Source organism: Planomonospora parontospora, from assembly GCA_014647935.1.
Taxonomy (GTDB): domain Bacteria; phylum Actinomycetota; class Actinomycetes; order Streptosporangiales; family Streptosporangiaceae; genus Planomonospora; species Planomonospora parontospora.
In genome coordinates this window covers 1-25,223 of the sequence record BMQD01000001.1, presented here as the reverse complement: position 1 = coordinate 25,223, position 25,223 = coordinate 1, and the positions used below count along the sequence as shown (strand labels likewise).

Annotated in this window: 24 protein-coding genes; 13 read left to right on the top strand and 11 right to left on the bottom strand. The window is 72.9% G+C overall.

Features of this window, described 5'->3' with window-relative positions; all coding sequences use genetic code 11:
- Nucleotide 1 precedes the first annotated feature (1 nt).
- From ppdK to IEZ07_RS00095, 6 genes are all read right to left on the bottom strand, one after another.
- A complete protein-coding gene (gene ppdK / locus IEZ07_RS00120) occupies nucleotides 2-2,644 on the bottom strand; it encodes a pyruvate, phosphate dikinase (protein ID WP_191892920.1) in 2,643 nt (880 codons plus the stop codon).
- Between the two features lie 344 nt (nucleotides 2,645-2,988).
- Entirely contained in the window at nucleotides 2,989-3,960 is a 972-nt protein-coding gene (locus tag IEZ07_RS00115; RefSeq protein ID WP_191892919.1) for an acetylxylan esterase, read from the bottom strand.
- 253 nt (nucleotides 3,961-4,213) lie between these two features.
- Nucleotides 4,214-5,227 (bottom strand): LacI family DNA-binding transcriptional regulator, encoded by a 1,014-nt coding sequence (locus tag IEZ07_RS00110; protein ID WP_191892918.1) that lies wholly within the window; start codon nucleotides 5,225-5,227, stop codon nucleotides 4,214-4,216.
- Nucleotides 5,228-5,340: 113 nt separating this feature from the next.
- Nucleotides 5,341-6,726, bottom strand: a complete 1,386-nt coding sequence (locus IEZ07_RS00105; RefSeq protein ID WP_191892917.1) for a glycine--tRNA ligase — start codon at nucleotides 6,724-6,726, stop codon at nucleotides 5,341-5,343.
- A 195-nt stretch (nucleotides 6,727-6,921) separates the two neighbouring features.
- Nucleotides 6,922-7,200: an antibiotic biosynthesis monooxygenase family protein gene (locus IEZ07_RS00100; protein ID WP_068896852.1), complete on the bottom strand. Its 279-nt coding sequence runs from the start codon at nucleotides 7,198-7,200 to the stop codon at nucleotides 6,922-6,924.
- A 25-nt stretch (nucleotides 7,201-7,225) separates the two neighbouring features.
- A complete protein-coding gene (locus tag IEZ07_RS00095; protein WP_204054184.1) occupies nucleotides 7,226-8,581 on the bottom strand; it encodes a BtrH N-terminal domain-containing protein in 1,356 nt (451 codons plus the stop codon).
- A gap of 339 nt (nucleotides 8,582-8,920) precedes the next feature.
- On the opposite strand from IEZ07_RS00095, the gene IEZ07_RS00090 reads away from it, so the two are divergent.
- From IEZ07_RS00090 to IEZ07_RS00065, 6 genes are all read left to right on the top strand, one after another.
- Complete coding sequence (locus IEZ07_RS00090) at nucleotides 8,921-9,358, top strand: DUF6703 family protein (RefSeq protein ID WP_191892916.1); 438 nt, start codon at nucleotides 8,921-8,923, stop codon at nucleotides 9,356-9,358.
- Nucleotides 9,359-9,596: 238 nt separating this feature from the next.
- Nucleotides 9,597-10,553, top strand: coding sequence for a metal ABC transporter substrate-binding protein (locus IEZ07_RS00085; protein WP_239319191.1), 957 nt, complete (start codon nucleotides 9,597-9,599; stop codon nucleotides 10,551-10,553).
- A gap of 36 nt (nucleotides 10,554-10,589) precedes the next feature.
- A complete protein-coding gene (locus IEZ07_RS00080) occupies nucleotides 10,590-11,342 on the top strand; it encodes a metal ABC transporter ATP-binding protein (protein WP_191893346.1) in 753 nt (250 codons plus the stop codon).
- Entirely contained in the window at nucleotides 11,339-12,172 is an 834-nt protein-coding gene (locus tag IEZ07_RS00075; protein ID WP_068897080.1) for a metal ABC transporter permease, read from the top strand. Before IEZ07_RS00080 ends, IEZ07_RS00075 begins: the two co-directional genes overlap by 4 nt.
- On the top strand, nucleotides 12,169-12,555 hold the full coding sequence (locus IEZ07_RS00070) for a Fur family transcriptional regulator (protein ID WP_068896856.1): 387 nt from the start codon (nucleotides 12,169-12,171) through the stop codon (nucleotides 12,553-12,555). Before IEZ07_RS00075 ends, IEZ07_RS00070 begins: the two co-directional genes overlap by 4 nt.
- A gap of 283 nt (nucleotides 12,556-12,838) precedes the next feature.
- Nucleotides 12,839-13,387: a CGNR zinc finger domain-containing protein gene (locus IEZ07_RS00065; RefSeq protein ID WP_068896857.1), complete on the top strand. Its 549-nt coding sequence runs from the start codon at nucleotides 12,839-12,841 to the stop codon at nucleotides 13,385-13,387.
- A 94-nt stretch (nucleotides 13,388-13,481) separates the two neighbouring features.
- Here IEZ07_RS00065 and IEZ07_RS00060 read toward each other — a convergent pair whose 3' ends face one another.
- Nucleotides 13,482-14,330: a LysR family transcriptional regulator gene (locus IEZ07_RS00060; protein ID WP_191892915.1), complete on the bottom strand. Its 849-nt coding sequence runs from the start codon at nucleotides 14,328-14,330 to the stop codon at nucleotides 13,482-13,484.
- 95 nt (nucleotides 14,331-14,425) lie between these two features.
- Here IEZ07_RS00060 and IEZ07_RS00055 point away from each other — a divergent pair, with 95 nt between their 5' ends.
- Nucleotides 14,426-15,157: an SDR family oxidoreductase gene (locus IEZ07_RS00055; protein WP_191892914.1), complete on the top strand. Its 732-nt coding sequence runs from the start codon at nucleotides 14,426-14,428 to the stop codon at nucleotides 15,155-15,157.
- A gap of 175 nt (nucleotides 15,158-15,332) precedes the next feature.
- On the opposite strand, the gene IEZ07_RS00050 is transcribed toward IEZ07_RS00055, so the two are convergent.
- The 3 genes from IEZ07_RS00050 to recO all read right to left on the bottom strand — a co-directional run bounded on the left by IEZ07_RS00050 (nucleotide 15,333) and on the right by recO (nucleotide 17,281).
- Nucleotides 15,333-15,695 (bottom strand): cupin domain-containing protein, encoded by a 363-nt coding sequence (locus IEZ07_RS00050; protein ID WP_191892913.1) that lies wholly within the window; start codon nucleotides 15,693-15,695, stop codon nucleotides 15,333-15,335.
- A 75-nt stretch (nucleotides 15,696-15,770) separates the two neighbouring features.
- Complete coding sequence (locus IEZ07_RS00045) at nucleotides 15,771-16,547, bottom strand: isoprenyl transferase (RefSeq protein WP_068896860.1); 777 nt, start codon at nucleotides 16,545-16,547, stop codon at nucleotides 15,771-15,773.
- The gene (gene recO, locus IEZ07_RS00040) at nucleotides 16,544-17,281 is read right to left on the bottom strand and encodes a DNA repair protein RecO (RefSeq protein ID WP_191892912.1); all 738 of its coding nucleotides are present in this window, start codon (nucleotides 17,279-17,281) and stop codon (nucleotides 16,544-16,546) included. Before recO ends, IEZ07_RS00045 begins: the two co-directional genes overlap by 4 nt.
- A 171-nt stretch (nucleotides 17,282-17,452) precedes the next feature.
- On the opposite strand from recO, the gene IEZ07_RS00035 reads away from it, so the two are divergent.
- Together IEZ07_RS00035 and IEZ07_RS00030 are read left to right on the top strand one after the other, a co-directional pair.
- Nucleotides 17,453-19,030, top strand: a complete 1,578-nt coding sequence (locus IEZ07_RS00035) for a CDP-alcohol phosphatidyltransferase family protein (RefSeq protein WP_191892911.1) — start codon at nucleotides 17,453-17,455, stop codon at nucleotides 19,028-19,030.
- Nucleotides 19,027-19,737, top strand: a complete 711-nt coding sequence (locus tag IEZ07_RS00030) for a DUF5941 domain-containing protein (RefSeq protein WP_191892910.1) — start codon at nucleotides 19,027-19,029, stop codon at nucleotides 19,735-19,737. The genes IEZ07_RS00035 and IEZ07_RS00030 overlap by 4 nt, the downstream gene beginning before the upstream one ends.
- A 192-nt stretch (nucleotides 19,738-19,929) precedes the next feature.
- Here IEZ07_RS00030 and IEZ07_RS00025 read toward each other — a convergent pair whose 3' ends face one another.
- A complete protein-coding gene (locus tag IEZ07_RS00025) occupies nucleotides 19,930-20,424 on the bottom strand; it encodes a winged helix-turn-helix transcriptional regulator (RefSeq protein WP_191892909.1) in 495 nt (164 codons plus the stop codon).
- A gap of 216 nt (nucleotides 20,425-20,640) precedes the next feature.
- On the opposite strand from IEZ07_RS00025, the gene IEZ07_RS00020 reads away from it, so the two are divergent.
- From IEZ07_RS00020 to rocD, 4 genes are all read left to right on the top strand, one after another.
- On the top strand, nucleotides 20,641-22,071 hold the full coding sequence (locus IEZ07_RS00020; RefSeq protein WP_301549293.1) for an MFS transporter: 1,431 nt from the start codon (nucleotides 20,641-20,643) through the stop codon (nucleotides 22,069-22,071).
- Nucleotides 22,072-22,211: 140 nt separating this feature from the next.
- Nucleotides 22,212-22,685, top strand: coding sequence for an Lrp/AsnC family transcriptional regulator (locus IEZ07_RS00015; RefSeq protein WP_068896865.1), 474 nt, complete (start codon nucleotides 22,212-22,214; stop codon nucleotides 22,683-22,685).
- A 257-nt stretch (nucleotides 22,686-22,942) separates the two neighbouring features.
- Nucleotides 22,943-23,719 (top strand): dimethylargininase, encoded by a 777-nt coding sequence (gene ddaH, locus IEZ07_RS00010; protein ID WP_191893344.1) that lies wholly within the window; start codon nucleotides 22,943-22,945, stop codon nucleotides 23,717-23,719.
- 47 nt (nucleotides 23,720-23,766) lie between these two features.
- Nucleotides 23,767-24,978: an ornithine--oxo-acid transaminase gene (rocD, locus tag IEZ07_RS00005; protein ID WP_068896866.1), complete on the top strand. Its 1,212-nt coding sequence runs from the start codon at nucleotides 23,767-23,769 to the stop codon at nucleotides 24,976-24,978.
- The last annotated feature ends 245 nt before the right edge of the window (nucleotides 24,979-25,223 follow it).

Here is a 25,223-nt window from a genome sequence, read left to right as displayed (position 1 = left end):
GTCAGCGGGTGTCGGAACCGGCGCAGGCCAGGGCCGCGCGGCCGGCCTCCAGCCGGGCGACCGGCACGCGGAACGGCGAGCAGGACACGTAGTCCAGGCCGACCTCGTGGCAGAAGTGGATCGAGTCGGGGTCGCCGCCGTGCTCGCCGCAGATGCCGAGCTTGAGGCCGGGCCTGGCCCTGCGGCCCTCCTCGGCGGCGATCCGCACGAGCCGGCCGACGCCGGCGCGGTCCAGGGTCTCGAACGGGGAGACGCCGAAGACCCCCAGGTCCAGGTAGCGGGAGAAGAACGCGGCCTCGACGTCGTCGCGGGAGAATCCCCAGGTCATCTGGGTGAGGTCGTTGGTGCCGAAGGAGAAGAACTCGGCGGCCTCGGCGATCTGGCCCGCGGTGAGCGCGGCGCGCGGCACCTCGATCATCGTGCCGACCGCCGCCTCGACCCCCGCCTCCGCCAGGATCCCGGCCGCCTCCTCCCTGACGCACTCCAGCTCCTGGACGGCGCCGACGAGCGGGATCATGATCTCCGCGCGGGCGCCGGGCACCGCCCTGGCCGCCTCGGCGATCGCCCGGACCTGCATGGCGAACAGGCCGGGGACGACCAGGCCGAGCCGTACGCCGCGCAGGCCCAGCATGGGGTTCTGCTCGTGCAGGCGCTTGACCGCGGCCAGCAGCCTGCGGTCCCGGCCGGTGGCCCGGTCCCCCGCGAGGGCGACCTTGACCGCGAGCTCGGTGTGGTCGGGCAGGAACTCGTGGAGCGGCGGGTCGAGCAGGCGGACGGTGACGGGCAGGCCGTCCATCGCCCGGAAGATCTCGGTGAAGTCCGCCCGCTGCAGCGGCTCCAGGGCGGCCAGCGCCCGCTCGCGCTCGTCGTCGCCGTCGGCCAGGACGAGGTCCTCGACCAGCTGCCGGCGGTCGCCGAGGAACATGTGCTCGGTACGGCACAGCCCGATGCCCTGGGCGCCGAACCGCCGGGCGCGGGCGGCGTCCTCGGCGTTGTCGGCGTTGGCCCGCACGGCCAGGCGGCGGGCGGAGTCGGCGTGGGACATGATCCGGTGCACGGCGGCGACCAGCTCGTCACCCCCGACGGGGGCGCCCTCGAAGTACTCCACGACCGGGGAGTCGACCACGGGCACCTCGCCCAGGAACACCTCGCCGCTGGAGCCGTCGATGGAGATGACGTCGCCCTCGGCGACCACGACGCCGCCGGGGGCGGTGAAGCGGCGCTCGGCGGCGGAGACCTCCAGCTCCTCGGCCCCGCAGACGCAGGTCTTGCCCATGCCGCGGGCGACCACGGCGGCGTGGGAGGTCTTGCCGCCGCGCGAGGTGAGCACGCCCTGGGCGGCGATCATCCCGGACAGGTCGTCGGGGTTGGTCTCCCGGCGGACCAGGATCACGGCCTCGCCCGCCGCGGCGAGCTCGACGGCCCGCTCGGAGGAGAAGACGGCCCTGCCGACGGCCGCGCCCGGGGAGGCGTTCATCCCCCTGGCGATCCGCTTCCTGCCCGCGCCGCCGTCGAAGCGGGGGAACATGAGCTGGGCGAGCTGGTCGCCGGTGACGCGGGTGACCGCCTCGTCGAGGTCGATCAGGCCCTGGTCCACCAGCTGCACGGCGATGCGGAACGCGGCCGCGGCCGTCCGCTTGCCCACCCGGGTCTGGAGCATCCACAGCTTCCCGCGCTCGACCGTGAACTCGATGTCGCACAGGTCGCGGTAGTGGTTCTCCAGCTTCTCCATGATCCGCATGAGCTCGTCGTAGGAGTCCTTGTCGATGGCCTCCAGCTCCTGCAGGGGCATGGTGTTGCGGATGCCGGCCACCACGTCCTCGCCTTGGGCGTTCTGCAGGTAGTCGCCGTAGACGCCCTGCTGGCCGCTGCCGGGGTCGCGGGTGAAGGCCACGCCGGTGCCCGAGTCCATGCCGCAGTTGCCGAAGACCATCGAGCAGACGTTGACGGCGGTGCCCAGGTCGGCCGGGATGCGCTCCTGGCGGCGGTAGAGCACCGCGCGCGGGGCGTTCCACGAGGCGAAGACGGCCTCGACGGCCATCCGCATCTGCCGGTAGGGGTCGGCGGGGAAGTCCTCGCCGGTCTCGGTGCGGACGATCTCCTTGTAGGTCTCGACCAGGCGCTGGAAGTCCTCGGCCTGCAGGTCCAGGTCGCTGCGGCCGGCCTTGAGCCGCTCCAGGGCCCCGTCGAACAGCTCACCGTCGATGCCCTGGACGGTCCTGCCGAACATCTGGATCAGGCGGCGGTAGGAGTCCCAGGCGAAGCGCTCGTTCCCGCCGGCCTGCTTGGCCAGGCCGCGCACGGACTCGTCGTTCAGGCCGATGTTGAGGACGGTCTCCATCATGCCGGGCATGGAGAACTTGGCGCCGGAGCGCACGCTCACCAGCAGGGGGTCGTCGGCCTGGCCCAGGCGGCGGCCCATCCGCCTCTCCAGCGCGGCCAGGTGGAGGGCGATCTCCTCCTCCAGGCCGCCGGGGAGCGCGCCTCCGGCGAGGAAACCGCGGCACGCCTCAGTGGTGATCGTGAAGCCGGGGGGGACCGGCAGCCCGAGATTGGTCATCTCGGCCAGATTGGCCCCCTTACCGCCGAGCAGATCCTTGAGATCCTTGTTGCCCTCGGTGAAGTCGTATACGTACTTGGGCACGGCTGCTCCTTCTACGGCTTCAAATGACGCGCTCTTCGCCTTAGTCGGGACTCTACCGATGAAGCAGCGAATGAAACGCCACCCTTACCCGTGAAGCACGTCCATGCAGCTCAAAGCCCACTCTGCGGTCTAATCCAATTAAAATCGGCAACATTTTCCAGGTGATATCGGTCACCCCGAGAATTGGTATAAACCAATTGGTGTAAACCAATTCCAGATCGTTCTCCGCGGTTCATGCGGGTGCACCGGGCGCCCGCGGGACCGGCGGGAGCGCAGGACGAGTGCGGGGTACGGCGCGCACGCCGTACCCCGCACTCGTCACTCGCGCCCGGACCGGCCGGGCGTCAGGCGCCGAGGGCCGCCCGCAGGAACGCGGCCTGCTCCATGGCGTGGGCGGACTCGCCGCCCTCGTGGCCGTTGTACGGGTACACCCGCATCTCCTTCGGCCCCGCGTAGTGGTTGTGGGCGGCGAAGACCGTGGAGGGCGGGGTGACGCCGTCGCGCAGGCCCACCGAGAACAGCGCCGGGACGGCGGAGCGGGCCGCGAAGTTGAGCCCGTCGAAGTACGACAGGGTCGTGAAGACCTCCTCCACCCGGTCCTTGAAGACCCGGCAGTAGACGGCCAGCTCGGCGTAGGGGTTCTCGTCCGTGATCTGCGTGGCGTGCCGGATGTGGCACATGAACGGCACGCTGATCAGCGCGCAGGCGAGGTCCGGCACGAGGGCGGAGACCGCCAGCGCGATGGCGCCGCCCTGGCTGCCGCCCGACACCGCGATCCTGCCGGGGTCCACCGCAGGGTGGGTCCTGGCCGCCTCCACCGCCCGGACGGCGTCGGTGTAGAGCCGCCGGTAGTAGTAGTCGTCCGGGTCGTGGATGCCCTTGGTCATCACACCGGGGGTCTGCGGGCCCGTGCCCGGCTCCGGGTCGGCGGTGTCACCGCGCCGCCAGCCGCCCGCCCCCTGGCCCCGCGAGTCCATCACGAACACCGCCCAGCCGAACGACGGCCACAGCAGCCAGTCGATCGGCAGGCCCCGGCCGCCCCCGTAGCCGATGTACTCCACCACGCACGGCACCGGGCCCTCCGCCCCGCGCGGCACCAGCAGCCAGCCCTTGATCGCGTGCCCGCCGTACCCGGCGTAGGTCACGTCGTAGACGTCGGCCACCGTCAGCGCGCTCGGGTGCGGGGTGAAGACCGCGCCGAGGTCGTGCTTGCGGGCCTCGGTCAGCGTACGGTCCCAGAAGGCGTCGAAGTCGGCGGGCTCCGGCCGCTCGGGCAGGTAACCGCGCAACTGGTCCAGCGGCATGTCGACGAACATCGTCAGCTCCTTGTCAGGTGAGGGGGGGCGGAGCCGAGCGGACCGGAGAGCCGGAAGACCGCCCGGACCCCTTCGCGGTGCCGCCTCCTCGCGGTGCCACCGCGCCGATCGCGCGGCCTCGCCGTCCAGCAGGATCCCGCCCCGGCGCGGACGCGGTCAACCGGGTGAAAACGGATGCCCCACTCACCCCGCGGGCGGCGCGGCGCTCCCCGGAACCGGCGTCCCCGGTGATCGGGCGGCCGCGGGCCCCCGCTCACTCCGCGGGCGGTGCGGTGCTCCCCCGGACCACCAGCCGGGGCGTCGCGTCCCGGCACGAGCCGACCTCCGCCCCCGCCACCAGGTCGAGCAGGCTCTGGGCGGCCCGCGCGCCGAAGGCGGCGATGTCCCGGCTCACCGCGGTGAGGTGCGGGCGGGTCAGCCGGCACAGCGCGGAGTCGTCCCACGCCACCACCGACAACCGCTCCGGCACGGCGATCCCGGCGTTCTGGGCCGCCGCCGTGCCCGCCACCGCCATGACGTCGTTGTCGTACACGACCGCCGTGGGCCGGTACCGGGAACGCAGCAGCCGCAGGGTCGCGTCCGCTCCCGCGTCGGCGCCGTAGTCGGTGTGCACGGTGACGCTCTCCATGCCGCGCGCGGCGGCCGCCGCCTCCATCGCCCGGGTCCTGACGACCGTGTGCCGCAGCACCTCCGGGCCGGCCACCCGGGCGATCCTGCGGTGCCCCAGCGCTCCCAGGTGCTCCACCACCGACCCGATCGCCTCGGCGTCGTCGCTCCAGACGGCGGGCAGCCGGCCGGCCCCCTCGGGTCCGCCGACGACGACGGCGGGCATCCCCAGTTCCTCCAGGACCGCGACCCGCGGGTCGTCCACCCGCAGGTCCACCAGGATCACCCCGGCCACCCGGCGCTGCGCCCACCAGCGGCGGTAGATCCCGGTCTCCGTCTGCGGATCCTCGGTCATCTGCAGCAGCAGGCCCACCGAGGCCGCCGAGAGCGCCGCCTCGATCCCGGACATCAGCTGCATGAAGAACGGTTCGAGCCCCAGCGTGCGGGCCGGGCGGGCCACGACGAGGCCCAGCACGTCGGCCCTGCCCTCCGAGAGCGCGCGGGCGACGCTGCTCGGCTGCCAGCCGAGCTCGGTGGCGATCGACAGGATCCGGTCCCGGGTCTCCGCCGACACGCCGGGGCGGCCGTTCAGCGCGAACGAGACGGCCCCCTTCGAGACCCCCGCGCGGCGGGCGATGTCATCGATCGTGGGTCGCTTCACCGCATCACCTGCCGGGTTCACCGGTTCGTCTTGCGCGGGGACCGCCGGCCGCTCCCCGGGGCGGGTACGGCTCCCGTCCGAGGGGGCGGGAGCCGTACGTCACGAGCGGCGGGTCAGTCGTTGAGGTGCTGCCGCAGGTAGGAGTCGACCTGGTCGAGGGCGACCCGCTCCTGGGCCATGGAGTCCCGCTCGCGGATGGTCACCGCGTGGTCGTCCAGGGTGTCGAAGTCGACGGTGACGCAGAACGGCGTGCCGATCTCGTCCTGGCGGCGGTAGCGGCGGCCGATGGCGCCCGCGTCGTCGAACTCGACGTTCCAGCGCCTGCGGAGCTGGGCGGCCAGGTCCTTGGCCTTCGGCGACAGATCGGCGTTGCGCGACAGCGGCAGGACCGCGACCTTGACCGGTGCGAGCCGGTGGTCGAGGCGCATGACCGTGCGCTTCTCCATGACGCCCTTGGCGTTGGGCGCCTCGTCCTCGGTGTAGGCGTCGATGAGGAAGGTGAGCGTCGCGCGGTCGACGCCGGCGGCCGGCTCGATCACGTACGGCACGTAGCGCTCGCCCGTGTCCTGCTCGAAGAAGCTCAGGTCGGTGCCGGAGGCCTTGCCGTGCGCGGTCAGGTCGAAGTCCGTGCGGTTGGCGATGCCCTCCAGCTCGCCCCACTCGCTTCCGGTGAAGTTGAAGCGGTACTCCACGTCGACGGTGCGCTTGGAGTAGTGGGACAGCTTCTCCTGCGGGTGCTCGTAGAGCCGCAGGTTGTCCTTGCTGATGCCCAGGTCGACGTACCAGCGGAAGCGCTCGTCGATCCAGTACTGGTGCCACTCCTCGTCGGTGCCGGGCTTGACGAAGAACTCCATCTCCATCTGCTCGAACTCGCGGGTGCGGAAGATGAAGTTGCCGGGGGTGATCTCGTTCCGGAACGACTTGCCGATCTGGCCGATGCCGAACGGGATCTTCCGGCGCGCCGACTGCTGCACGTTGAGGTAGTTGATGAAGATGCCCTGCGCGGTCTCCGGGCGCAGGTAGGCCAGGCCCGACTCGTCCTCGACCGCGCCGAGGTAGGTCTTCAGCAGGCCGCTGAACTGCTTGGGCGCGGTGAAGGCGCCCTTGTTGCCGCAGTTGGGGCAGGTGATGTCGGCCAGGCCGCCGGCCGCCGGCTTCCCGTGTTTCTCGGCGTAGGCCTCTTCGAGGTGGTCGGCGCGGTAGCGCTTGTGGCAGGACTGGCACTCGGTCAGCGGGTCGGTGAAGGTCTCCACGTGGCCGCTGGCCTGCCACACCTCGCGGGCGAGGATGACGCACGAGTCGAGGCCGACGACGTCCTCCCGGGCCTGGACCATGGACTTCCACCACTGCCGCTTGACGTTGTTCTTGAGCTCCACGCCCAGCGGGCCGTAGTCCCACGACGCGCGCAGGCCTCCGTAGATCTCGCTGGAGGGGTAGACGAGCCCACGTCGCTTCGAGAGGCTGACGATGGTGTCCATGATGTCCGTACGGCGTGACATAAGGGAAAATCTCCATCCGGCTGGAGGTCGGCGAGGAATCGACTGGGCTCCCAGCTTAGGGGAGCCCGGGACGGCGGGGCGCGCACATCGCGTCCGTGCGCGCTGCGCCCGTGTCCGCTCCCGTGCCCGCCGCGCCCCGCGCCGGTCCCGGTGCGTCCTCCTCCGCCCGGGCGGGCGGCCGGGCGGGCGGTGCGGTCACCCGCGCTCGACGTCCTCGAAGGCGCTCGGCTCGTTGATCATCAGTGTCATCAGCGGGTACATCGCCATCCGCGCCGCGCCGAGGGCCCGGCGGTAGAACCCCGCCCCCTCCCACTCGCTGACCAGCGCCCACAGGTCCGGCTCGTCCACCGACCTCGACACGCGGCCGCGCACGTAGCCCGGCTGCGCGGCCAGCGTGTCGATGATGTCGTACGCCTGGGTCAGGAACTCCCCGGCCCGCGCGGGCGGCACCGAGTAGCGGATGAGAGCGAGCATCCGCCCAGCATGCCAGAGGGCCCTCTCATCCGCGTCCCCGCTCCCGCACCAGGTCCCGCAGGGCCGCGACCGCCTCGCTCTCCGCCCGGTGGATCCCGGCCAGACGCGTGCTCAGGCCGGCGAAGAGCGCCTCGTGGTCCCCGACCGGCGAGGCCCGGTCCACCGCGGCCCGCAGCTCCCCCAGCTCCGCGGCTCCGTCCACCGCGTCCTGCGGCAGCACCGCTCCCGCTCCCGCCGCGGCCGCCCGGGGGTCCTCCTCCGCGCCGCCGCCCGCCGTACCCTCCGCCAGCAGCGACTCGCGGATCCGGGCGGTGAGCGCGCGCATCCGGGCGAACTCCGGGACGTCGAGCGGGAAGGCCGCCTCGGCCAGGTCGTGCCAGAGCCCGTGGATCCGGCGGAACTCCTCCGCCAGGTCCGCGAGCGGCAGGTCCAGCAGCGCGCCGGCCTCCTCCAGCCCGTCGGCGAACAGGTCGCGGAGGTTGCCGCCGTCCGTCCCGACGGGTTCCACGCCCTCCCACATCGACAGCAGGGCCCCCGCCAGCCCGCGTCCGTCGGCGAACACCTTCGGCCAGCCCTTGGCGTTGCGGCGGTCGACCATCATCCGCGACCACTTGCGCCAGGCCGGGAGCGAGAACGACTCGGAGGCCGCGCTCAGGTGCTCGGCGGCGTCGCGCAGCCCCTCCAGCGCGGCCGAGGCCAGCCGCCCGTCGTCGGTGGCGGCGGGGCCGTCGGGGTTCAGGACGTGCATGACGTTCTTGTAGGACGGCACGCGGGCCCGGGCGGCGTCCATCCGCGTCCGCGGCACCCTGATCGGGGCCGCTCCCCGATCGTCGACGAGCACGTCCCCGCCGTCGCTCCGGTAGACGACGACCGGGTGCCCGCCGTACCCGTCCAGGCTCTCCGGGAGACCCCAGTAGCCGACGTGGTAGCGGTCGGGCAGCACGATGCAGGGCCGCCCCTCGTCCAGTTCCGCGGCGAGGGCGGCGGACGCGCCCTTGGCCCCCGAGGTGGTGTGCGCGGTGAAACCGACGCCGAGCCGGTCCAGGGTCTTGGCCGTCCAGCGGTCGTGGTACTGCCACTGGTTGCGGAAGCCGAGCGTGAGGTGGCGGCTGCCGTCGTGCTTGAACTCCCACAGGATGTATCCGGCGCCGATGCCGCCTCCGGCGAGGAAGACCATCGGCTCGCCGACGGCGAGGCCCCGGTTGGCGAGGACCGCGGCGATGGCCGCGCTGCCCGGGTGGCGCCCGCCGTGGAAGGTCCAGGCGCCGTCGGTCGCGGGCTCGGGCCGGTCGACGACATGGCGGCGGGCGGCGGTGTAGCTCTCGCCGGTCTTCGCCATCCGCGCCCGGATCCGGATCTTGAGCTGCTTCTTGCTGGTCATGCTGACTCCGCTCGCGGCGTACGGCCACCCGCAGCCCACGCCTGCCGGTCGGCCCGCCGCGACGTCGGTCGGCGCGCATGGGACCCGCAGCCTCCCGAGGCACGTGAATCCCCTTTGCCTCCGTGGAGCACGGGCGGCGTGGGTGCCCGATCGAGGAGGTTCGGCGTGGGAGTCCGCCGCCGCCGAGTCTACGTACGGCCCGCCCCCGGCCACAAGCGGGACGCCCCGGGCGGCGTCCGGGGAGCCTGCGGGGTCCGGAGGTACGGCGGAACGGAGGTACGGCGGAACGCGCCCCGCCGGAGCGTGTCATGCCGGACGCCCCGGCGTTAGGCTCTGGCCGTGGCCGACAAGAGCAGCAGCTCCGAGCGTCCCGGCTCCGGGCGTCCCGCGCACCCTCTCGCCCGGCGTGCCGCCTCCGGCCGCACGACCGGACCCGGCCGCCCGGCTGCCCGGCGCCCGCTCCCGCCCGGCGAGCAGTTCTTCACCCCCGATGCGACCGGGCTCCGGCAGAAGGTCGAGCGGTTCAGCGCCGCGCCCCTGGTGTTCCTGTTCCAGCTCCCCCGCTGGGTCCCTCCGCTGCTCCTCGTCGTCCTCCTCCTGGCCGGTTTCGCGGTGCCGTCCTTCTGGGGCGGCCTCGCCGTGCTCCCGGTGATCGCGTTCGTCGGCTGGCTGGCCTACATGTCCTGGCCGTCCCTGGCCATCAAGGGCCGCATCCTCCGGATCGCCCTGCTGACCTTCCTCCTGCTGCTGGCCGCCGACCGGTTCGGAGCCTTCTGACACCGCCCGGTCGGGGAGGAGTGCCTCGCCCTGGCCGGATCCACCGGGACGGGTCGCAGAAGGGCCGCTCCGGCGAGGAGTCCTCGGCCCCGCCCTTCACCGGCTCGCTCCCCGCCCGTTCCGCTCCTCACCATCCCGGCCGGTCCACCGGGCGACAGTCTCCCCTCGATTTTGACAACCGTTTTCATTTACGCGCATACTGTTGGACATGATGTCCGACTCCTCCCGACGTATCCGCATGCGCGCAGCCAGCCTGCTCACCGGGACCGCCCTCCTCGCCGCCACCGCCGCCTGCGGCTCCGGTGCCGCCGAATCGGCCGGCGGCACCGGCGGCGCGGGGGGAGGCCGCCCCGAGGTCACCGCGGCCCTGTACCCCCTGCAGTGGCTGGCCGAGCGGGTGGGAGGAGGCGACGTCACCGTCATCGGCCTGGCCGAGCCCGGCGTCGAACCGCACGACCTGGAGCTGACGCCCGCCCAGGTGGCGGGGCTGGAGAAGACCTCCCTGGTGGCCTACGTCAAGGGCGTGCAGCCCGCCGTGGACGAGGCGGTCGAGCAGCACGCCGCCGACCGGGGCTTCGACGCCGCCACCCTGGTCAAGACCCTCGCCGCCGAGGAGCACGCGGAGGAGGGCCACGCCGAGGAGGACCACGCCGAGGAGGAGCACGGGCACGGCGCCTCCGACGTCTCCTACGACCCGCACCTCTGGCTCGACCCGAGCCGGTTCGCCACCGTCGCGACCCGGCTGGGCGAGAAGCTGGCCGCCGCCGACCCGGCCCGCGCCGCGGACTACCGGGAGCGCGCCGCGAAGGCCGCCGCCGACCTCACCGCTCTGGACGGCGAACTGGCCCAGGGCCTGGCCGACTGCGCCTCGCGCTCCATCGTCACCGGCCACGAGGCCTTCGGCTACCTCGCCGACCGCTACAAGCTCAAGCAGGTCGGGATCAGCGTCGATCCGGACGCCGAGCCCTCCCCCGCGCGCCTGGCCGAGGTGGCCGAAATCGCCAAACGGGAAAAAGTGACTACCATTTTCACCGAGACCCTCGTCAGCCCGAAGGTCGCCGAGGTTCTCGCCCAGGAGGTCGGCGCCACCACCGCGGTCCTCGACCCGATCGAGAGCCGGCCGGCGGACGGCGACTACCTGTCCGCCATGCGGCAGAACCTCACCACCCTCAAGAAGGCGCTCAGCTGCTCGTGAAGGCACCACGTGACAGATAGAGAAGAAGCGTTCACCATGCGCGGCGGCCAGGTCAGCCTGGACCGCCGCCCGGTGCTGCGCGGGATCGACCTGACCGTCCGCTCCGGCGAGGTGGTGGCCGTCCTCGGCGCGAACGGGTCGGGCAAGTCCACCCTCGTCCGCGCCCTGCTCGGCCTGACCCCCCTGTCCGGGGGCTCCACCCTCCTGTACGGCGCGCCGCCCGCCCGGTTCCGCGACTGGTGGCGGATCGGTTACGTGCCCCAGCGGCTCTCCGTGGGCGGCGGCGTGCCGTCCACGATCCGCGAGGTCGTCGCCTCCGGGCGGATCGCACGGCAGCGCCGGCTGCGCCCGACGAGCGCGGCCGACACCGCCGCGACCACGCGGGCCCTGGAGGCCGTCGGCCTGGCCGACCGGGCGGGAGACCCGGTGCAGGCGCTGTCCGGCGGGCAGCAGCAGCGGGTGCTGATCGCCCGTGCCCTGGCCGGGGAGCCCGACACCTTCGTCATGGACGAGCCCACGGCCGGCGTGGACGCGGCCAGCCAGCAGCTGCTGGCCGACACCCTCGCCGGGCTCGTGGCCCAGGGCAGGACGGTCGTGCTGGTCGCCCACGAGCTGGGCCCGCTGGAGCCCCTGATCACCCGCGCGGTGGTCCTGCGCGACGGCTGCGTCTGCCACGACGGCCCGCCGCCGCACGCGGTCGGCGCGCACGCGCTGCCCGGCCACGACCACGTGCACCCGCACGCCGAGGAGCCCCCGGCGAGCCCCCTGGAGTGGAGACCCACCTCGTGATCGACCTGCTCCAGTACGACTTCATGCAGCGGGCCATGATCGCGGCGCTCCTCATCGGCCTGACCGCCCCGGCCGTCGGCACCTTCATCGTGCAGCGCCGCCTGGCCCTGCTGGGCGACGGCATCGGGCACGTCGCGCTGACCGGTGTGGCGCTCGGCTTCCTCACCGGCACCGCCCCCGTGCTGACCGCCGTGCTCGTCTCGGTGCTGGGCGCCGTCGCCATCGAGCTGGTCCGCGCACGCGGCAGGACCAGCGGCGACGTGGCGCTGGCCCTGCTGTTCTACGGCGGGATCGCCGGAGGCGTGCTGCTCATCTCGCTCGCCCCCGGCGGGAGCAACTCCACCCTCATGTCCTACCTGTTCGGCTCGATCAGCACCGTCACCCTCCAGGACGTGTGGGTGATCGGCGCCCTCGCGGTCGCGGTGCTCGGCGTGGTGGCGGTCTTCGGCCGGGAGCTGTTCGTCCTCTGCCAGGACGAGGAGGTCGCCAAGGCCGCAGGCCTGCCGGTCCGCCTCCTCAGCCTGCTGATCGCCGTCACCGCGGCGCTGACCGTGGTCATCGCCATGCGGGTGGTCGGGCTGCTGCTGGTGAGCGCCCTGATGGTGGTCCCGGTGGCGACCGGCCAGCAGCTCACCCGGGGGTTCCGCAGCACCATGCTGCTGGCCATGGCCTCCGGGGTGGTCGCCACGGTCGGCGGCCTCACCACCTCCTTCTACGTCGAGGCGCCGCCGGGTGCGCTGATCGTGCTCGTCGCGCTGGGAGGGTTCGTCCTGGCCCTCGGGCTCGGTAGATTCGTACGCCGAAGCCGACCTCAGGAGTCCCGCCCATGAGCAACAGACGCGACGCCGTACACGAGATCCTCCGCCAGAGCGAGGGCTTCCGCAGCGCGCAGGACGTCTACGCCGAGATGCGCGCGGAAGGCGCCAAGATCGGGCTGACCACCGTCTACCGGGCGCTGCAGGCGCTGGCCGACAAGGGCCACGTGGACGTCCTGCGCACCGACGACGGCGAGTCGGTCTACCGGGCGTGCGCCAGCGGCGACCACCACCACCATCTGGTCTGCCGCCGCTGCGGGCGGACGGTCGAGGTGGCCGGGCCCGCCGTGGAGCGCTGGGCCGAGGCGGTCGGCAGCGAGCACGGTTTCACCGAGATCACACACACGGTCGAGGTCTTCGGCACCTGCTCGTCCTGCTCCACCGCCGCGCGGTCCTGAGCGGCCCCGCCCGCGGGGACGGAGGCGGCCGGCCCCGTGACCGCTCCGGTCCCCGGCGCCCCGGTCCGACGCCGTGGAACCGGCGCGATGAACCGGCGCGGTGATGTCCGGTGAAACCGATGCGGTGATGTCCGGTGAAACCGATGCGGTGATGTCCGGTGAAACCGATGCGGTGATGTCCGGTGACGGAAGGCCGCGGGGCCGTCCCGGAGAGATACGCTTCCGGGACGGCGGGCCGCCGTACGTGCGACCACGCCGAACCCCGCACCGAACAGGAGTCGACATGCCATTCGGACATGACATGGTGCACTCGCTCGCCACCGCCGTCGACCTGGTCAACACCTCCCCCTCGACCGGGGGCGAGGACCGGCTGGACAGCCTGGACGGGCTCGGCGAATTCGTGGACCGCTGGCAGATCAGCGGCGTCGGCGAGCTCGGCGCGGCCGACCTGGGCCAGGTCCGGGCCCTCCGCGAGGCCTTCCACAAGGTCTTCACCGCGCCCGACCAGGCCACCGCCGTGATCCGGCTGAACACCCTGCTGAGCGAGACCCGCATCACCCCGCGCCTGACCGAGCACGACGGCCACTCCCTGCACGTCCACTACTTCGCCCCGGGCGCCTCCCTCGGCGAGCACCTGGCGGCCGACCTCGGCGTGGCCCTGGCGCACCTGCTGGTCGAGGGCGAGTGGGAGCGCCTGCGCACCTGCTCGGCCCCCGACTGCGAGCGCGTCTTCGTCGACGAGTCCCGCAACCGCTCCAGGGTCTACTGCGACAGCCGTACCTGCGGCAACCGCATGCACGTGGCCGCCTACCGGGCCCGCCGCCGCGCCTGAGCCGCCGCCCGCCCGTCCCGGAGCCGCACGCGTCCGTCAAGAAGGGCCCTGCGGCAGGGGGCGGCCCGGACCGGGGCCGCCGATGAGGCGGCCGCTAGAGACGTGCCGCGGTCCTGACGAGGTCGGCGACGGCTCTGGACCGACTGTGCGGCGGCCAGGCGATCACGGTGGTGACCGTCGGCGCGTCCAGCACGGGCACGGCGGCCAGGTCACCGTGCAATCGGGCCCGGCACGACTCCGGCAGGATCATGCACGCGCGGCCGAGCGCGACCAGTTGCAGCAGCTGCGTGTGGTCACGGACCTGCGGGCCGGGGCCGGGCGGGTAGGCGCCGCCGGAGTCGGGCCAGCGCGGCAGGGGCAGGTCGGGCAGCACGGCGATGTCGGCCATGTGCACGTGCTCCCGGAGGGCGAGCGGATGCCCGGCCGGCAGGACCACGACCTGGCGCTCCGTAATGAGCTCTTCGGTGTCGAACCCGGCCGTCGAGTCGAACGGCCGGTGCAGCAGCGCCACGTCGGCCCGGCCCTCGCGCAGCAGCCGCTCCTGCTCGCCCGGGCCGCACAGGACGACGTCGACGGAGACCGCGCCGGGTTCGGCGGCGTAGGCGTCGAGCAGTTTCGCCAGCAGTTCGCTGGACGCGCCGGCTTTCGCGACCAGAACCAGGCCCGAACGGCCGGTCGCGGCGAGGGCGGCGCGGCGGGTCCGGAGCTCGGCGGCGTCGACCGCCTCGAGGGCCGCCCGGCCCTCGGCCAGCAGCACCGCGCCGGCCTCGGTCAGCGTGACGGTGCGGCTGGTCCGGTCCAGCAGCGCCGCCCCGAGCCGGCGTTCGAGCTGCTGGATCGCCCGTGACAGAGGCGGCTGTGCCATCCCGAGTCGCTGCGCGGCGCGCCCGAAGTGCAGCTCTTCGGCGACGGCGACGAAGTAACGCAGTTCCCGGGTCTCCACCCGGTCATGCTATCCAGCATCGATACCCGCGCGGTATCGATGCTCAGCCGATCGGTGTTGGACCCCTCGCCAGGGCCGGCGGCAGTATCGCTCCCATGAGCGAACACACGACCGCGCTGGTCACCGGCGCGAACAAGGGAATCGGATACGAGATCGCGGCGGGCCTGGGCGCCCTCGGCTGGAGCGTCGGCGTCGGCGCCCGCGACGATCGGCGCAGGGAGGCCGCGGTGGAGAAGCTGCGCGCGGCCGGCGTCGACGCGTTCGGTGTACCGCTGGACGTGACCGACGACGCGAGCGCGACCGCCGCCGCACGGCTGATCGAGGAGCAGGCCGGGCGCCTCGACGTGCTCGTCAACAACGCGGCCATCACCGGCGGCGTGCCGCAGGAGCCCACCCGGGTCGATCCCGCCGTCGTCCGGACGGTCGTGGAGACCAACGTGATCGGCGTCATCCGCGTCACCAACGCGATGTTGCCGCTGCTGCGCCGCTCCGCCTCACCGCGGATCGTGAACATGTCCAGCAGCGTCGGCTCCCTCACCCGGCAATCGGGACCCGGCGGTGAGCAGACGACGGGCCCGGTGTCCGCGGCGTACGCGCCGTCGAAGACGTTCCTGAACGCCGTCACCCTCCAGTACGCCCGGGAGCTGAGCGGCACGAACATCCTGATCAACGCCTGCTGCCCCGGCTTCGTCGCGACCGATCTCAACGGCTTCCGCGGCGTGCGCACCCCCGAGCAGGGCGCGGCGATCGCCGTCGGACTCGCGACTCTGCCCGACGACGGCCCGACCGGCAAGTTCTTCGAGGACGCCGGCGAAGTGCCCTGGTGATGCGCCCCGGTGAGGTGCACTGGTGAGGTGCGCCGCGGTCATCACCTGCGCGTCTCGAAGGCGCGGCGCTGCCGGGGACCGCGCCGGCAGCAGCGGACCGGCATCCCCGCGGCGTCGGCGACCGGGTGTCCCTCGGCGCCCTCGGCCCGTACTGCCGGCGGATCACCGGCTCAGATCACCGGGCCGGCGCCCTGGCGTACTCCGCGGCCCCGCCGGCGAAGTCGAACACCACGGTCTGCTCGTCGCCGACGACCCAGGCGTCGTGCCCGGGATCGCAGACGAAGACGTCGCCGGGTCCCACCTCGGCCTCCTCGCCGTCGTCCATCCGGATGCACAACCGGCCCTTTACGACGAACCCGTTGTGGCGGACCCGGCACGAGTCGGTCCCGGCGATCGGCTTGACGGACTCCGACCAGCGCCATCCGGGCTCGAACGTGGCGACGCCGAAGGTCAGCCCCTCCAGGTCGCAGACGTCCAGGTGCCCCATCGGAAAGTCGCGGCGCTCGTCCGGCTTGTCGACGCTCTTCACCTCGATCATGACGTCCCCCTCTCGTCAGTTCCAGTCTCACACCGCCGGGAGGGGCCCACAAGACCGCTGACCTGTGCGGGGAGGTCAGCGCACCTCGTTGGGGACCGCCCCGCCGTACCTGCGGTCGCGCTTGGCGTAGGTCTCGCACGCCTCCCACAGGTCGCGGCGGTCGAAGTCCGGCCAGAGCCGGTTGAGGAAGACCATCTCGGCGTAGGCCGACTGCCAGAGCAGGAAGTTGGAGGTGCGCTGCTCTCCGGAGGAGCGCACGAACAGGTCCACGTCGGGGATCTGCGGCTCGTCCAGGTAGCGGGCGAAGGTCTCCTCCTTCACCCGGCCCGGCTTGACCCGCCCGGCGGCGATGTCCTCGGCCAGTCTGAGCGCGGCGTCCACGATCTCGGCCCGGCCGCCGTAGTTGACGCAGAACTGCAGGGTCAGCGTGGAGTTGCGCTCGGTCATCTCCTCGGCGTCCTGCAGCTCCGAGATGACGCTCTTCCACAGCCGCCCGGGACGGCCGGCCCAGCGGACCCGCACGCCCATGGCGTGCAGCTGGTCGCGGCGGCGGCGGATGACGTCGCGGTTGAACCCCATCAGGAAGCGCACCTCGTCGGGCGAGCGCTTCCAGTTCTCGGTGGAGAAGGCGTAGGCCGACAGGTAGGGGATGCCCAGCTCGATCGCGCCCTCGATCACGTCGAAGAGCGACGCCTCACCCGCCTTGTGCCCCTCGGTGCGCGGCAGGCCGCGCTGCTTGGCCCACCGGCCGTTGCCGTCCATCACGATCGCGACGTGCCGGGGGACGAGGTCGCGCGGGATCGGCGGCGGGACGGCGCCGGAGGGGTGGGGGGCGGGGGGACGGACGTTCACGTTGCGGGCTCCCTTTCTACGTGTCGCAGAGAGCGTATGCCGTGTTCGAGGTGCCACTGGAGATAGGCGGCGACCAGGCCGCTGCACTCGGCCCGGTGCCGGGCCGCGGAGGCGTCCGCGGCGGGCCAGTCGCCCTTGAGGAGGGCGTTCATCAGGGCGAGGGTCTCCCCCGCGGGCACCGCGGCGCCGGCCGGGCGGCAGTTTCCGCACACCGCGCCGCCCGCCACGATGGCGAACGCCCGCACGGCGGTGCCCTCGCACCGGGCGCACTCCACCAGCGCGGGGGCGTATCCGGCCACGGCCAGCGAGCGCAGGAAGTAGGCGTCCAGCACCAGCCTGGCCTCGTGCTCCCCCGCCGACAGCGCCCGCAGGCCCCCGACGAGCAGCAGGAACTGGCGGAGGGCGGGCTCCTTCTCCCCCATGATCAGCCGGTCGGCCGTCTCCAGCATCGCGCTGCCGGCGGTGTAGCGCGGGTAGTCGGCGATGAGCGCCTCGCCGTACGGCCTGATGGTCTCGACCTGGGCGACCACGTCCAGCGTGCGGCCGGTGTGCAGCTGGAGGTCGACATGGGTGAAGGGCTCCAGCCGGGCGCCGAAGCGGGAGGTGGTGCGCCGGACGCCCTTGGCCACGCCCCGGATCTTGCCCGTCCGCTTGGTGAGGACCGTGATGATGCGGTCGGCCTCGCCCAGCTTGTGGGTGCGCAGCACGACGCCCTCGTCACGGTAGAGGCTCACCCGCCCAGTCTAGGGGGAGACCCGGCCCGGCAGGCCTCCGTCAATGATCATGGAGTACGGATGGGTCACGAGTGCGTGTTGTTCACTCGGGACTCACTAAACTTTGGCCTCTGGCGAACTTTCCCGCCATGTTCGACCCGGTTCCACCTCACCCCCGCACGAAAGGGTGCCATGCCCCGCGTGGTCCTGCTGGGCTCATCGCCCGGCCCTGATGCCGCCCCCGGCCAGTCGACGCCGTCCGCCGCGCTGACTCTGCCCGCGCTTCCCGGCTGCCCCACGGTGATCGGCAAGCTGCACGGCCAGCTCGCCTCGCTCGACTCCGCGCCGGTGACGATCGCCCGCTCGGGCGACGCCACGGCCTACCGGGGTTTCCCTGGCACGCTCGTCGAGACCTCCGACCTCGCAGGCGACCTGCGCGCCGTCGCCGAGGCGGTCGAGCACGCCACGGAGAACCTGCTCATCCTCCCCGCCGACTCCCTGATCCACGACGAGCTGATCTACCAGATCACCAAGTCGAAGCGCGGCGCGCTCGCGCTGATCGTCAAGGAGCCCCGAGAGGAGGACGAGAACGGCGACGCCGTCGTCCCGAACGTCCCCATCGACGAGGCCCAGCCCGAGATCGGCGACCGGGTCCTCGAGGGCCTGCCGGTCCGGGTCCGCGCGGCCAAGTCCCGCGTGATCTCGGTCGGCTCGGCCTACCACGCGGTGACCCGGCCCAACGCCGTCCTGCTCGGCCCGCTGCACGTGCACGTCAAGCACGCGCCGACGCTGGCCGAGGCGGCCCGCGAGCTCGCCGACATGGCGCACCTGCTCGGCCCGGAGGACGACCTGGTCCAGCTGCTGGTGCTGGGCCTGGTACGGCGCGGCGTCTCGGTCGGCATCCGCGGCCGCCGCGACCTGTTCTACCGCCGCATCACCGAACGGTCCGAAGCCGACCAGGCCGTGGCGGACATGGCCGGGTTCGACGAGGACAAGGCCCGGCTGAACAACGCGGTCAAGGGCGCCGACGGCTTCTTCACCACCTTCTTCGTCAGCACCTACTCGCGCTACATCGCCCGCTGGGCGGCCCGGCGCGGGCTGACGCCCAACCAGGTCACGCTGATCTCGATCGCCCTGGGCGTGGCGTCGGCGGCGTGCTTCGCCACCGGCGAGCGCCCCGGCATGGTGGCCGGCGGGCTCCTGATCTACTTCGCCTTCGTCTTCGACTGCGTGGACGGCCAGGTCGCGCGGTACGCCCGCAAGTTCGGCGTACTCGGCGCCTGGCTGGACGCCACCTTCGACCGCTTCAAGGAGTACGTGGTCTTCGCCGGCCTGGCGGTCGGCGCGGCCGTCTCCGGGGTCGGCGACGTGTGGACCCTGGCGCTGGTCGCGCTCGGCCTGCAGTCCATCAAGCACCTGCTGGACTTCTCCTTCGGCGCGGCCAACCGGCGCAGGCCCCCGTCCCCGCTGCCCTCCATCCCGCTCTCGATCGCTCCCGACACCCCGCTCCGGGACGCGCTGGAGCAGCGCAAGGCGGCGCGCAGCAGCGGGATCCGCAACCTGCTGAAGATGTGGACCAAGGCCGGCAGGTACCGGGCCGTGCACTGGGCCCGCAAGATGATCGTGTTCCCGATCGGTGAGCGCTTCGCCGTCATCGCCATCACCGGAGCCCTCTTCGACGCCCGGATCACCTTCCTCGTGTTGATCATCTGGGGCGGCATCGGGGCCACCTACTCGCTCACCGGACGTCTGATGAGGTCGCTCGCATGATCACCCAGCCGCAGGCCACCCCCGCTCCCGACCCCTACGAGGAGCGCCTGCGCATCCAGACCGCACGCCTGCTCGCCTACCGCGACGACGGCCCGCTGGTCACCGCGCTGCGCCGCGCGGTCGGCCCCGGCCTGCCCCCGGTCCCGGCCTGCCTCGCCGCGCTGCTCGTGGTGGTCGCGATGGCGGTGGCCGGAACGCTGGACGACGGCCCGGTCCTGATCGTCCCCGCGCTGGTCATGGTGGCGCTGGTGCTGCCCACCGCGGCCCGCGACCACCTGGGCAAGCTCGACTGGCTGGTGCCGCCGCTGATCCGGGCGACCGAGTTCCTGGTCGTCATCCTGGTCGGCCTGGCCGCGGACGCGCCCAAGTGGCTGCTGTTCGTCCTGCTCTACGTCGTCGGCTACCACACCTACGACACCGTCTACCGGACCCGCCAGGGCATCTGGCCGCCCGACTGGGTGTTCCGCGCCGGTCTGGGCTGGGAGATCCGCCTCCTGCTGCTCGGGGCGGGCGCCGCGCTGGGCGTGCTGACCTGGGTGCTGGCCGCGCTCACGCTCTACCTGGGCGTGCTGTTCGCCATCGAGAGCGTGACGAGCTGGGTCCGGCTGGACAAGGCGTCGGCGTCGAAGGCCCAGGAGAGCGACGACCTGGAGACCTCCCCCGAGGAGGCCATGGAGCAGGCGACCGGCGAGGCCGAACCCGCCTGACGAACCGCAGCGGACGCCGGAGGGCGCCCGCCGTACGACGACCCCGAGGGCCGCGGCGCGCCGCCGCGGCCCTCGCCGTATGAAGAGGCCGGTCCGCCTGGGCACGCCAGGACCGCCTGGGTACGGCAGGACCACTCGGGTACGGCAGGACCACTCGGGTACGGCAGGACCACTCGGGTACGGCAGGACCGCTCAGCGTCCGCCGGCGAGGACGTCCCGGGCGACGGCCGCCCGCCCGGCCTCCGCCCGCTCCGCGGCCTGCCGCTCCGCCGCCTCCCGGACGTCGTACGCCGCGCGGGCGGCGGCGATCTCGTTCTGGTGCTCCTCGGTCCAGGTGACCAGCGCGCGGATGGTGTCGTGCAGGGTCGCGCCCAGGGGCGTGAGCTCGTAGTCCACCCGCGGCGGCACGGTCGGGTGCACGGTCCGGCTCACCAGCCCGTCGCGCTCCAGGTGGCGCAGGGTCCGGGTGAGCATCCGCTGGCTGATCCCGTCGATCTCACGGCGCAGCTCGGTGAAGCGCAGGCTGCGCCGGTCGAGCAGGGCGATGACCAGCAGGGACCACTTGTCCGCCACCCGGTCGAGGATCTGCCGGACCTCGCAGTCCTCCCGGGTGTCCCACTGGAGGACGTCGTAGTCGTCGCCGGTATCACAGCAGTGACCGAGGGACTTCGAAGTGCCTTCTTCCATGGCTTCATGGTGTCCGACGATGCTGCCGGTAACAAGAGGGAACCGACCGTCACCCGGAGAACCGGGGGGCGGTCCCCGATCTCCGAGAGGAGCCGGCACATGTCCGCATCGAGATCCGCGCCGGACGGACGCACGCCCGAGCACACGCACGGGCACACAGGCCGGCACACGGATCGGCACGCGCACGAACCCGTGAGCGGACACCCGTACGGACCCGTGGGCGGACGCATGGACGGGCGCGCCTGGAGCGTGCTGCTCGTGCTGTGCGGGGCGATCTTCCTGGAGGGGATCGACGTGGCGATGCTGAACGTGGCGCTGCCGTCGATCCGGGCCGACCTGGGACTGTCCACCGGGATGCTCAGCGGCGTGGTCAGCGCCTACGTCCTCGGCTACGGCGGGTTCATGCTGCTGGGCGGCCGCGCCGCCGACCTGCTGGGCCGCCGCCGCATGTTCCTGTTCTGGCTGGCCGTCTTCCTGGTCTTCTCCGGCCTGGGCGGGTTCGCCACCGAGGGGTGGATGCTGCTGGTCGCCCGGTTCGCCACGGGGGTCGCGGCCGCCTTCATGGCCCCGGCCGGGCTGGCGCTGGTCACCGGCAACTTCCCCGAGGGCCCGCAGCGCACCCGGGCGCTGGGGGTCTACGCGGGGACGGCCGCGGGCGGGTTCTCGCTGGGCCTGGTCGCGGGCGGGCTGCTGGCCTCGTTCGGCTGGCGGTGGGTGTTCTTCGCACCGGTCATCCTGTCGGCGGTGATCCTGCTCGCCGCCGTCCCCCTGGTCCGGGAACCGGCCGCCGCGGAGCGCCCGGCAGGCGGCTTCGACCTGGCCGGTGCGTTCAGCATCACCGGCGCGATGCTGCTGCTGGTGTACGGAGTGGTCCGGCTGGAGCATCCCGGGAACGGCGGGGGCGTGACGGCCGGGGTGTTCACCGCAGGACTGGCGCTGCTGGCCGCCTTCACCGTGATCGAGCGGCGCTCCGCCCACCCGCTGGTACGGCTGGGCATCCTGCGTTCGGGCCCGCTGCTGCGCGCCGACGCGGGGGCGCTGCTGTTCGTCGGCTCCTTCGCCGGCTTCCAGTTCCTGGTCACCCTGTACCTGCAGGAGCTGCGCGGCTGGAGCACGCTGGAGACGGGTCTGGCGATGCTGGTGGTCGGCGTCGACACCGTCCTCGCCCCGACCCTGACCCCGCGGCTGGTGAACCGGTTCGGCAACGTCCGGGTGCTGTTCGGCGGCCTGCTGCTGGCGGCCCTGGCCTACGCGCTGTTCCTGCCCGTGGGGCCGGACTGGACCTACGCCGCCATGCTGCCGACCATGGCCCTGCTGGGGCTGGCCTTCTCCCTCGCCTACGGGCCGCTGACCATGGCGGCCACCGAGGGCGTCGACGAACGCGAGCACGGCCTGGCCGGCGGCCTGCTGTACACCGCGATCCAGTTCGGCACCGCCCTCGGCCTGTCGGCGGTGACCGCCGTCCACGTCGCGGCGCTGGGCGGCGGCGCATCACCCGGGGCGGAGCTCGCCGCGCTCCGCACAGCGCTCGCCGTACCGGTCGCCGCCGCCGTGCTGGCCGTGGTCGTCACCGCGTTCGGCCTGCGCGCCCGCAGGGCCGCCGGGGTCCCCGGGCCGGCGCCCGCCCCGGCCGGCACCTCCGCCTGACCGCGGCACCGGACCGGCCGACCCCGGCCGGTCCGAGCCGGTCCGGGCCGTGCGGCCACCGCGAGCCCGGCCGCCCGCCGGGGCGCGGGCCGGACCCCGGCCGCGCGCCGCCCGCCCGCGCGGCTGTGTTACAAAGCAGCGTGGAGTTGGACCGGCTGGATCGCGACATCATCGGGGCGCTCGTCGAGGACGCCCGCGCCACCTACGCGGAGATCGGGCAGCGGGTGGGCCTGTCGGCGTCGGCGGTGAAACGGCGGGTGGACCGGTTGCGCGAGACGGGGGCGATCACCGGGTTCACCGCGCGGGTGGAGCCCGCGGCGCTCGGCTGGACCACCGAGGCGTACGTCGAGCTGTTCTGCGCGGGCAAGACCTCGCCCGCCGAGATCGGGGTGGCCGTGGCCCGGCACCCCGAGGTGGTCTCGGCGTGCACGATCACCGGGGAGGCCGACGCGCTGCTGCACATCCGGGCGACGGACGTGCGCCACGTGGAGCGGGTGATCGAGCGCATCGCCGCGGAGCCGTTCGTGGTGCGGACCAAGAGCTCCATCGTGCTCTCCCGGCTGATCGACGCCCCGCTGATCACCCCGCGCAACGAATCGCCGTTCCTCGCCTGAAGGACGCGCGAAAGCCGCGCCGGCGCGCACGACAGGCCCCTTGGCCTGCGCGGATCCCGTTCCTAGGCTGTTGCCGTCCCTGACACCACGTCCTCCCGTGGAGGTGCGCCATCACAGCCAGCGAAGTCACCGGGGTGCTCGGCCGGGAGAACCCCCTTCCCCCCGCCTCCGTGACCACCGGCGCCGGGCCGTCGCCCGCGGCGGCCGCGGCCCCGCTCCCCGCGGCGGGCGGGACCACCGTGACGCGGCACTTCCTCATGTGCCCGCCCGAGCACTTCGCGGTCGAGTACGCGATCAACCCGTGGATGGACCCCGGCGCGGGCGCCGACCGCGATGCTGCGATCCGGCAGTGGGAGGCGCTCAGGAGCGCCTACGAGTCCCTGGGGCACCGGGTCAGCCTGATCGACCCGGTGGAGGGCCTGCCGGACATGGTCTTCGCGGCCAACGGCGCGCTGGTCGTCGGCGGCCGGGTGTACGGCGCGCGGTTCGCGCACCCCGAGCGCGCCGCCGAGGGCCCGGCCTACCTGGAGTGGTTCGTCCGCAACGGCTACGACCAGGTGCGCGAGGCGACCTTCACCAACGAGGGCGAGGGCGACTTCCTCACCCTCGACCACGTCATCCTGGCCGGGACCGGATTCCGCACCGACATCGCCGCCCACTTCGAGGCGCAGGAGTTCCTCGGCCGCCCGGTGGTGACCCTGCGTCTGGTGGACCCGCGCTTCTACCACCTGGACACGGCCCTCTTCCCGCTGAACGGGCACAACGTGGCGTACTTCCCCGGCGCGTTCTCCCCGGGGAGCCAGGAGGTGCTGCGCCGCCTCTTCCCCGGCGCCGTCATCGCCGGTGAGGACGACGCGGCCGTGCTGGGCCTCAACGCGGTCAGCGACGGCACCCACGTAGTGATCAACGAAGAGGCGGCGGGGCTGCGGAGCGCGCTCGGACGCGCAGGCTTCGAGGTCGTACCGGTCGATCTGTCCGAGCTCCGCAAGGCCGGCGGCGGCCCGAAGTGCTGCACGCTCGAGATCCGGGGATGAACGGGGGGCGGCGGAGGCCGCGGACCAGAGAAGACGGTGACGTACCGATGACCACCACGGCCGAGCTCATCGAGCTCAGTGAGCGCCGCAGCGCGCACAACTACCACCCGCTCCCCGTCGTGATCCACGAGGCGCAGGGCGCCTGGGTCACCGACGTCGAGGGGCGCCGGTTCCTGGACTGCCTGTCCGGCTACTCGGCGCTGAACTTCGGGCACGGGAACACGAAGATCATCGAAGCGGCGCGGGAGCAGCTCGGCAGGCTCACCCTGACCAGCCGCGCCTTCTTCCACGACCAGTTCGCGGCCTTCGCCGCCGGGCTGGGCGACCTCACCGGCAAGGACATGGTCCTGCCGATGAACACCGGCGCCGAGGCCGTGGAGACCGCGATCAAGACGGCCCGCAAGTGGGGCTACGAGGTCAAGGGCGTCGCCCGCGACCGGGCGAACATCATCGTCATGGAGGACAACTTCCACGGCCGCACCACGACGATCGTGAGCTTCTCCACCGATCCCGACGCGCGCGGCGGCTACGGCCCCTACACGCCGGGCTTCAAGGTCGTGAAGTACGGCTCGGTGGAGGCGATCCGCGAAGCGATCGACGCCGACACGGTCGCGGTGCTGCTGGAGCCCATCCAGGGCGAGGCCGGCGTGCTGGTCCCGCCGGACGGCTACCTGAGGCAGGTCCGCGAGCTCTGCACCGAGCACAACGTGCTGATGATCGCCGACGAGATCCAGTCCGGGCTGGGCCGTACCGGCGAGACCTTCGCCTGCGACCACGAGGGCGTCGTCCCCGACGTCTACGTGCTGGGCAAGGCGCTGGGCGGCGGCGTCGTCCCCGTCTCCGCCGTCGCGGCCGACGCCGATGTCCTCGGCGTGATCCGGCCGGGGCAGCACGGCTCCACCTTCGGCGGCAACCCGCTCGCCTGCGCGGTGGCGTGCGCGGTCATCGACATCCTCGGCACCGGGGAGTACCAGGCCCGCTCCAAGGAGCTGGGCGGCGTGCTGCACGAGCGGCTGAACGCCCTGGTCGGCCGGGGCGTGGTGGCCGTACGCGGGCGGGGCCTGTGGGCCGGCGTGGACGTCGACCCCTCGCTCGGGAGCGGCCGGGAGATCTCCGAGGCGCTCATGCGCCGGGGCGTCCTGGCCAAGGACACCCACGGCTCCACCATCCGCCTCGCCCCGCCGATCGTCATCGCCGAGGACGACCTCGTCTGGGCCGTCGACCAGCTGGCCGGCGCGGTCGAGGACCTCGCCCGGTAGTCCCCGCCGCCCGCGGTCCCGCAGGCCGCGGGCGGCCGGTCGGGCCCCGTGCCCCAAGCCTCACGGTCCTCTGCGTCCCGGATCCTCAGGTCCCGGCACCCTGCGGTCCTCTGCGCCCCACGTCCTGGAGTCCCGGGCATCCTGCGGTCCTGAGATCCTCTGCGTCCCGGACCTCGGGGTCCCCGCGCCTCAGTGACTGTTGCGAAACGTCCACCAAGACAGTGATCTTTCGTTGAAGATCACTG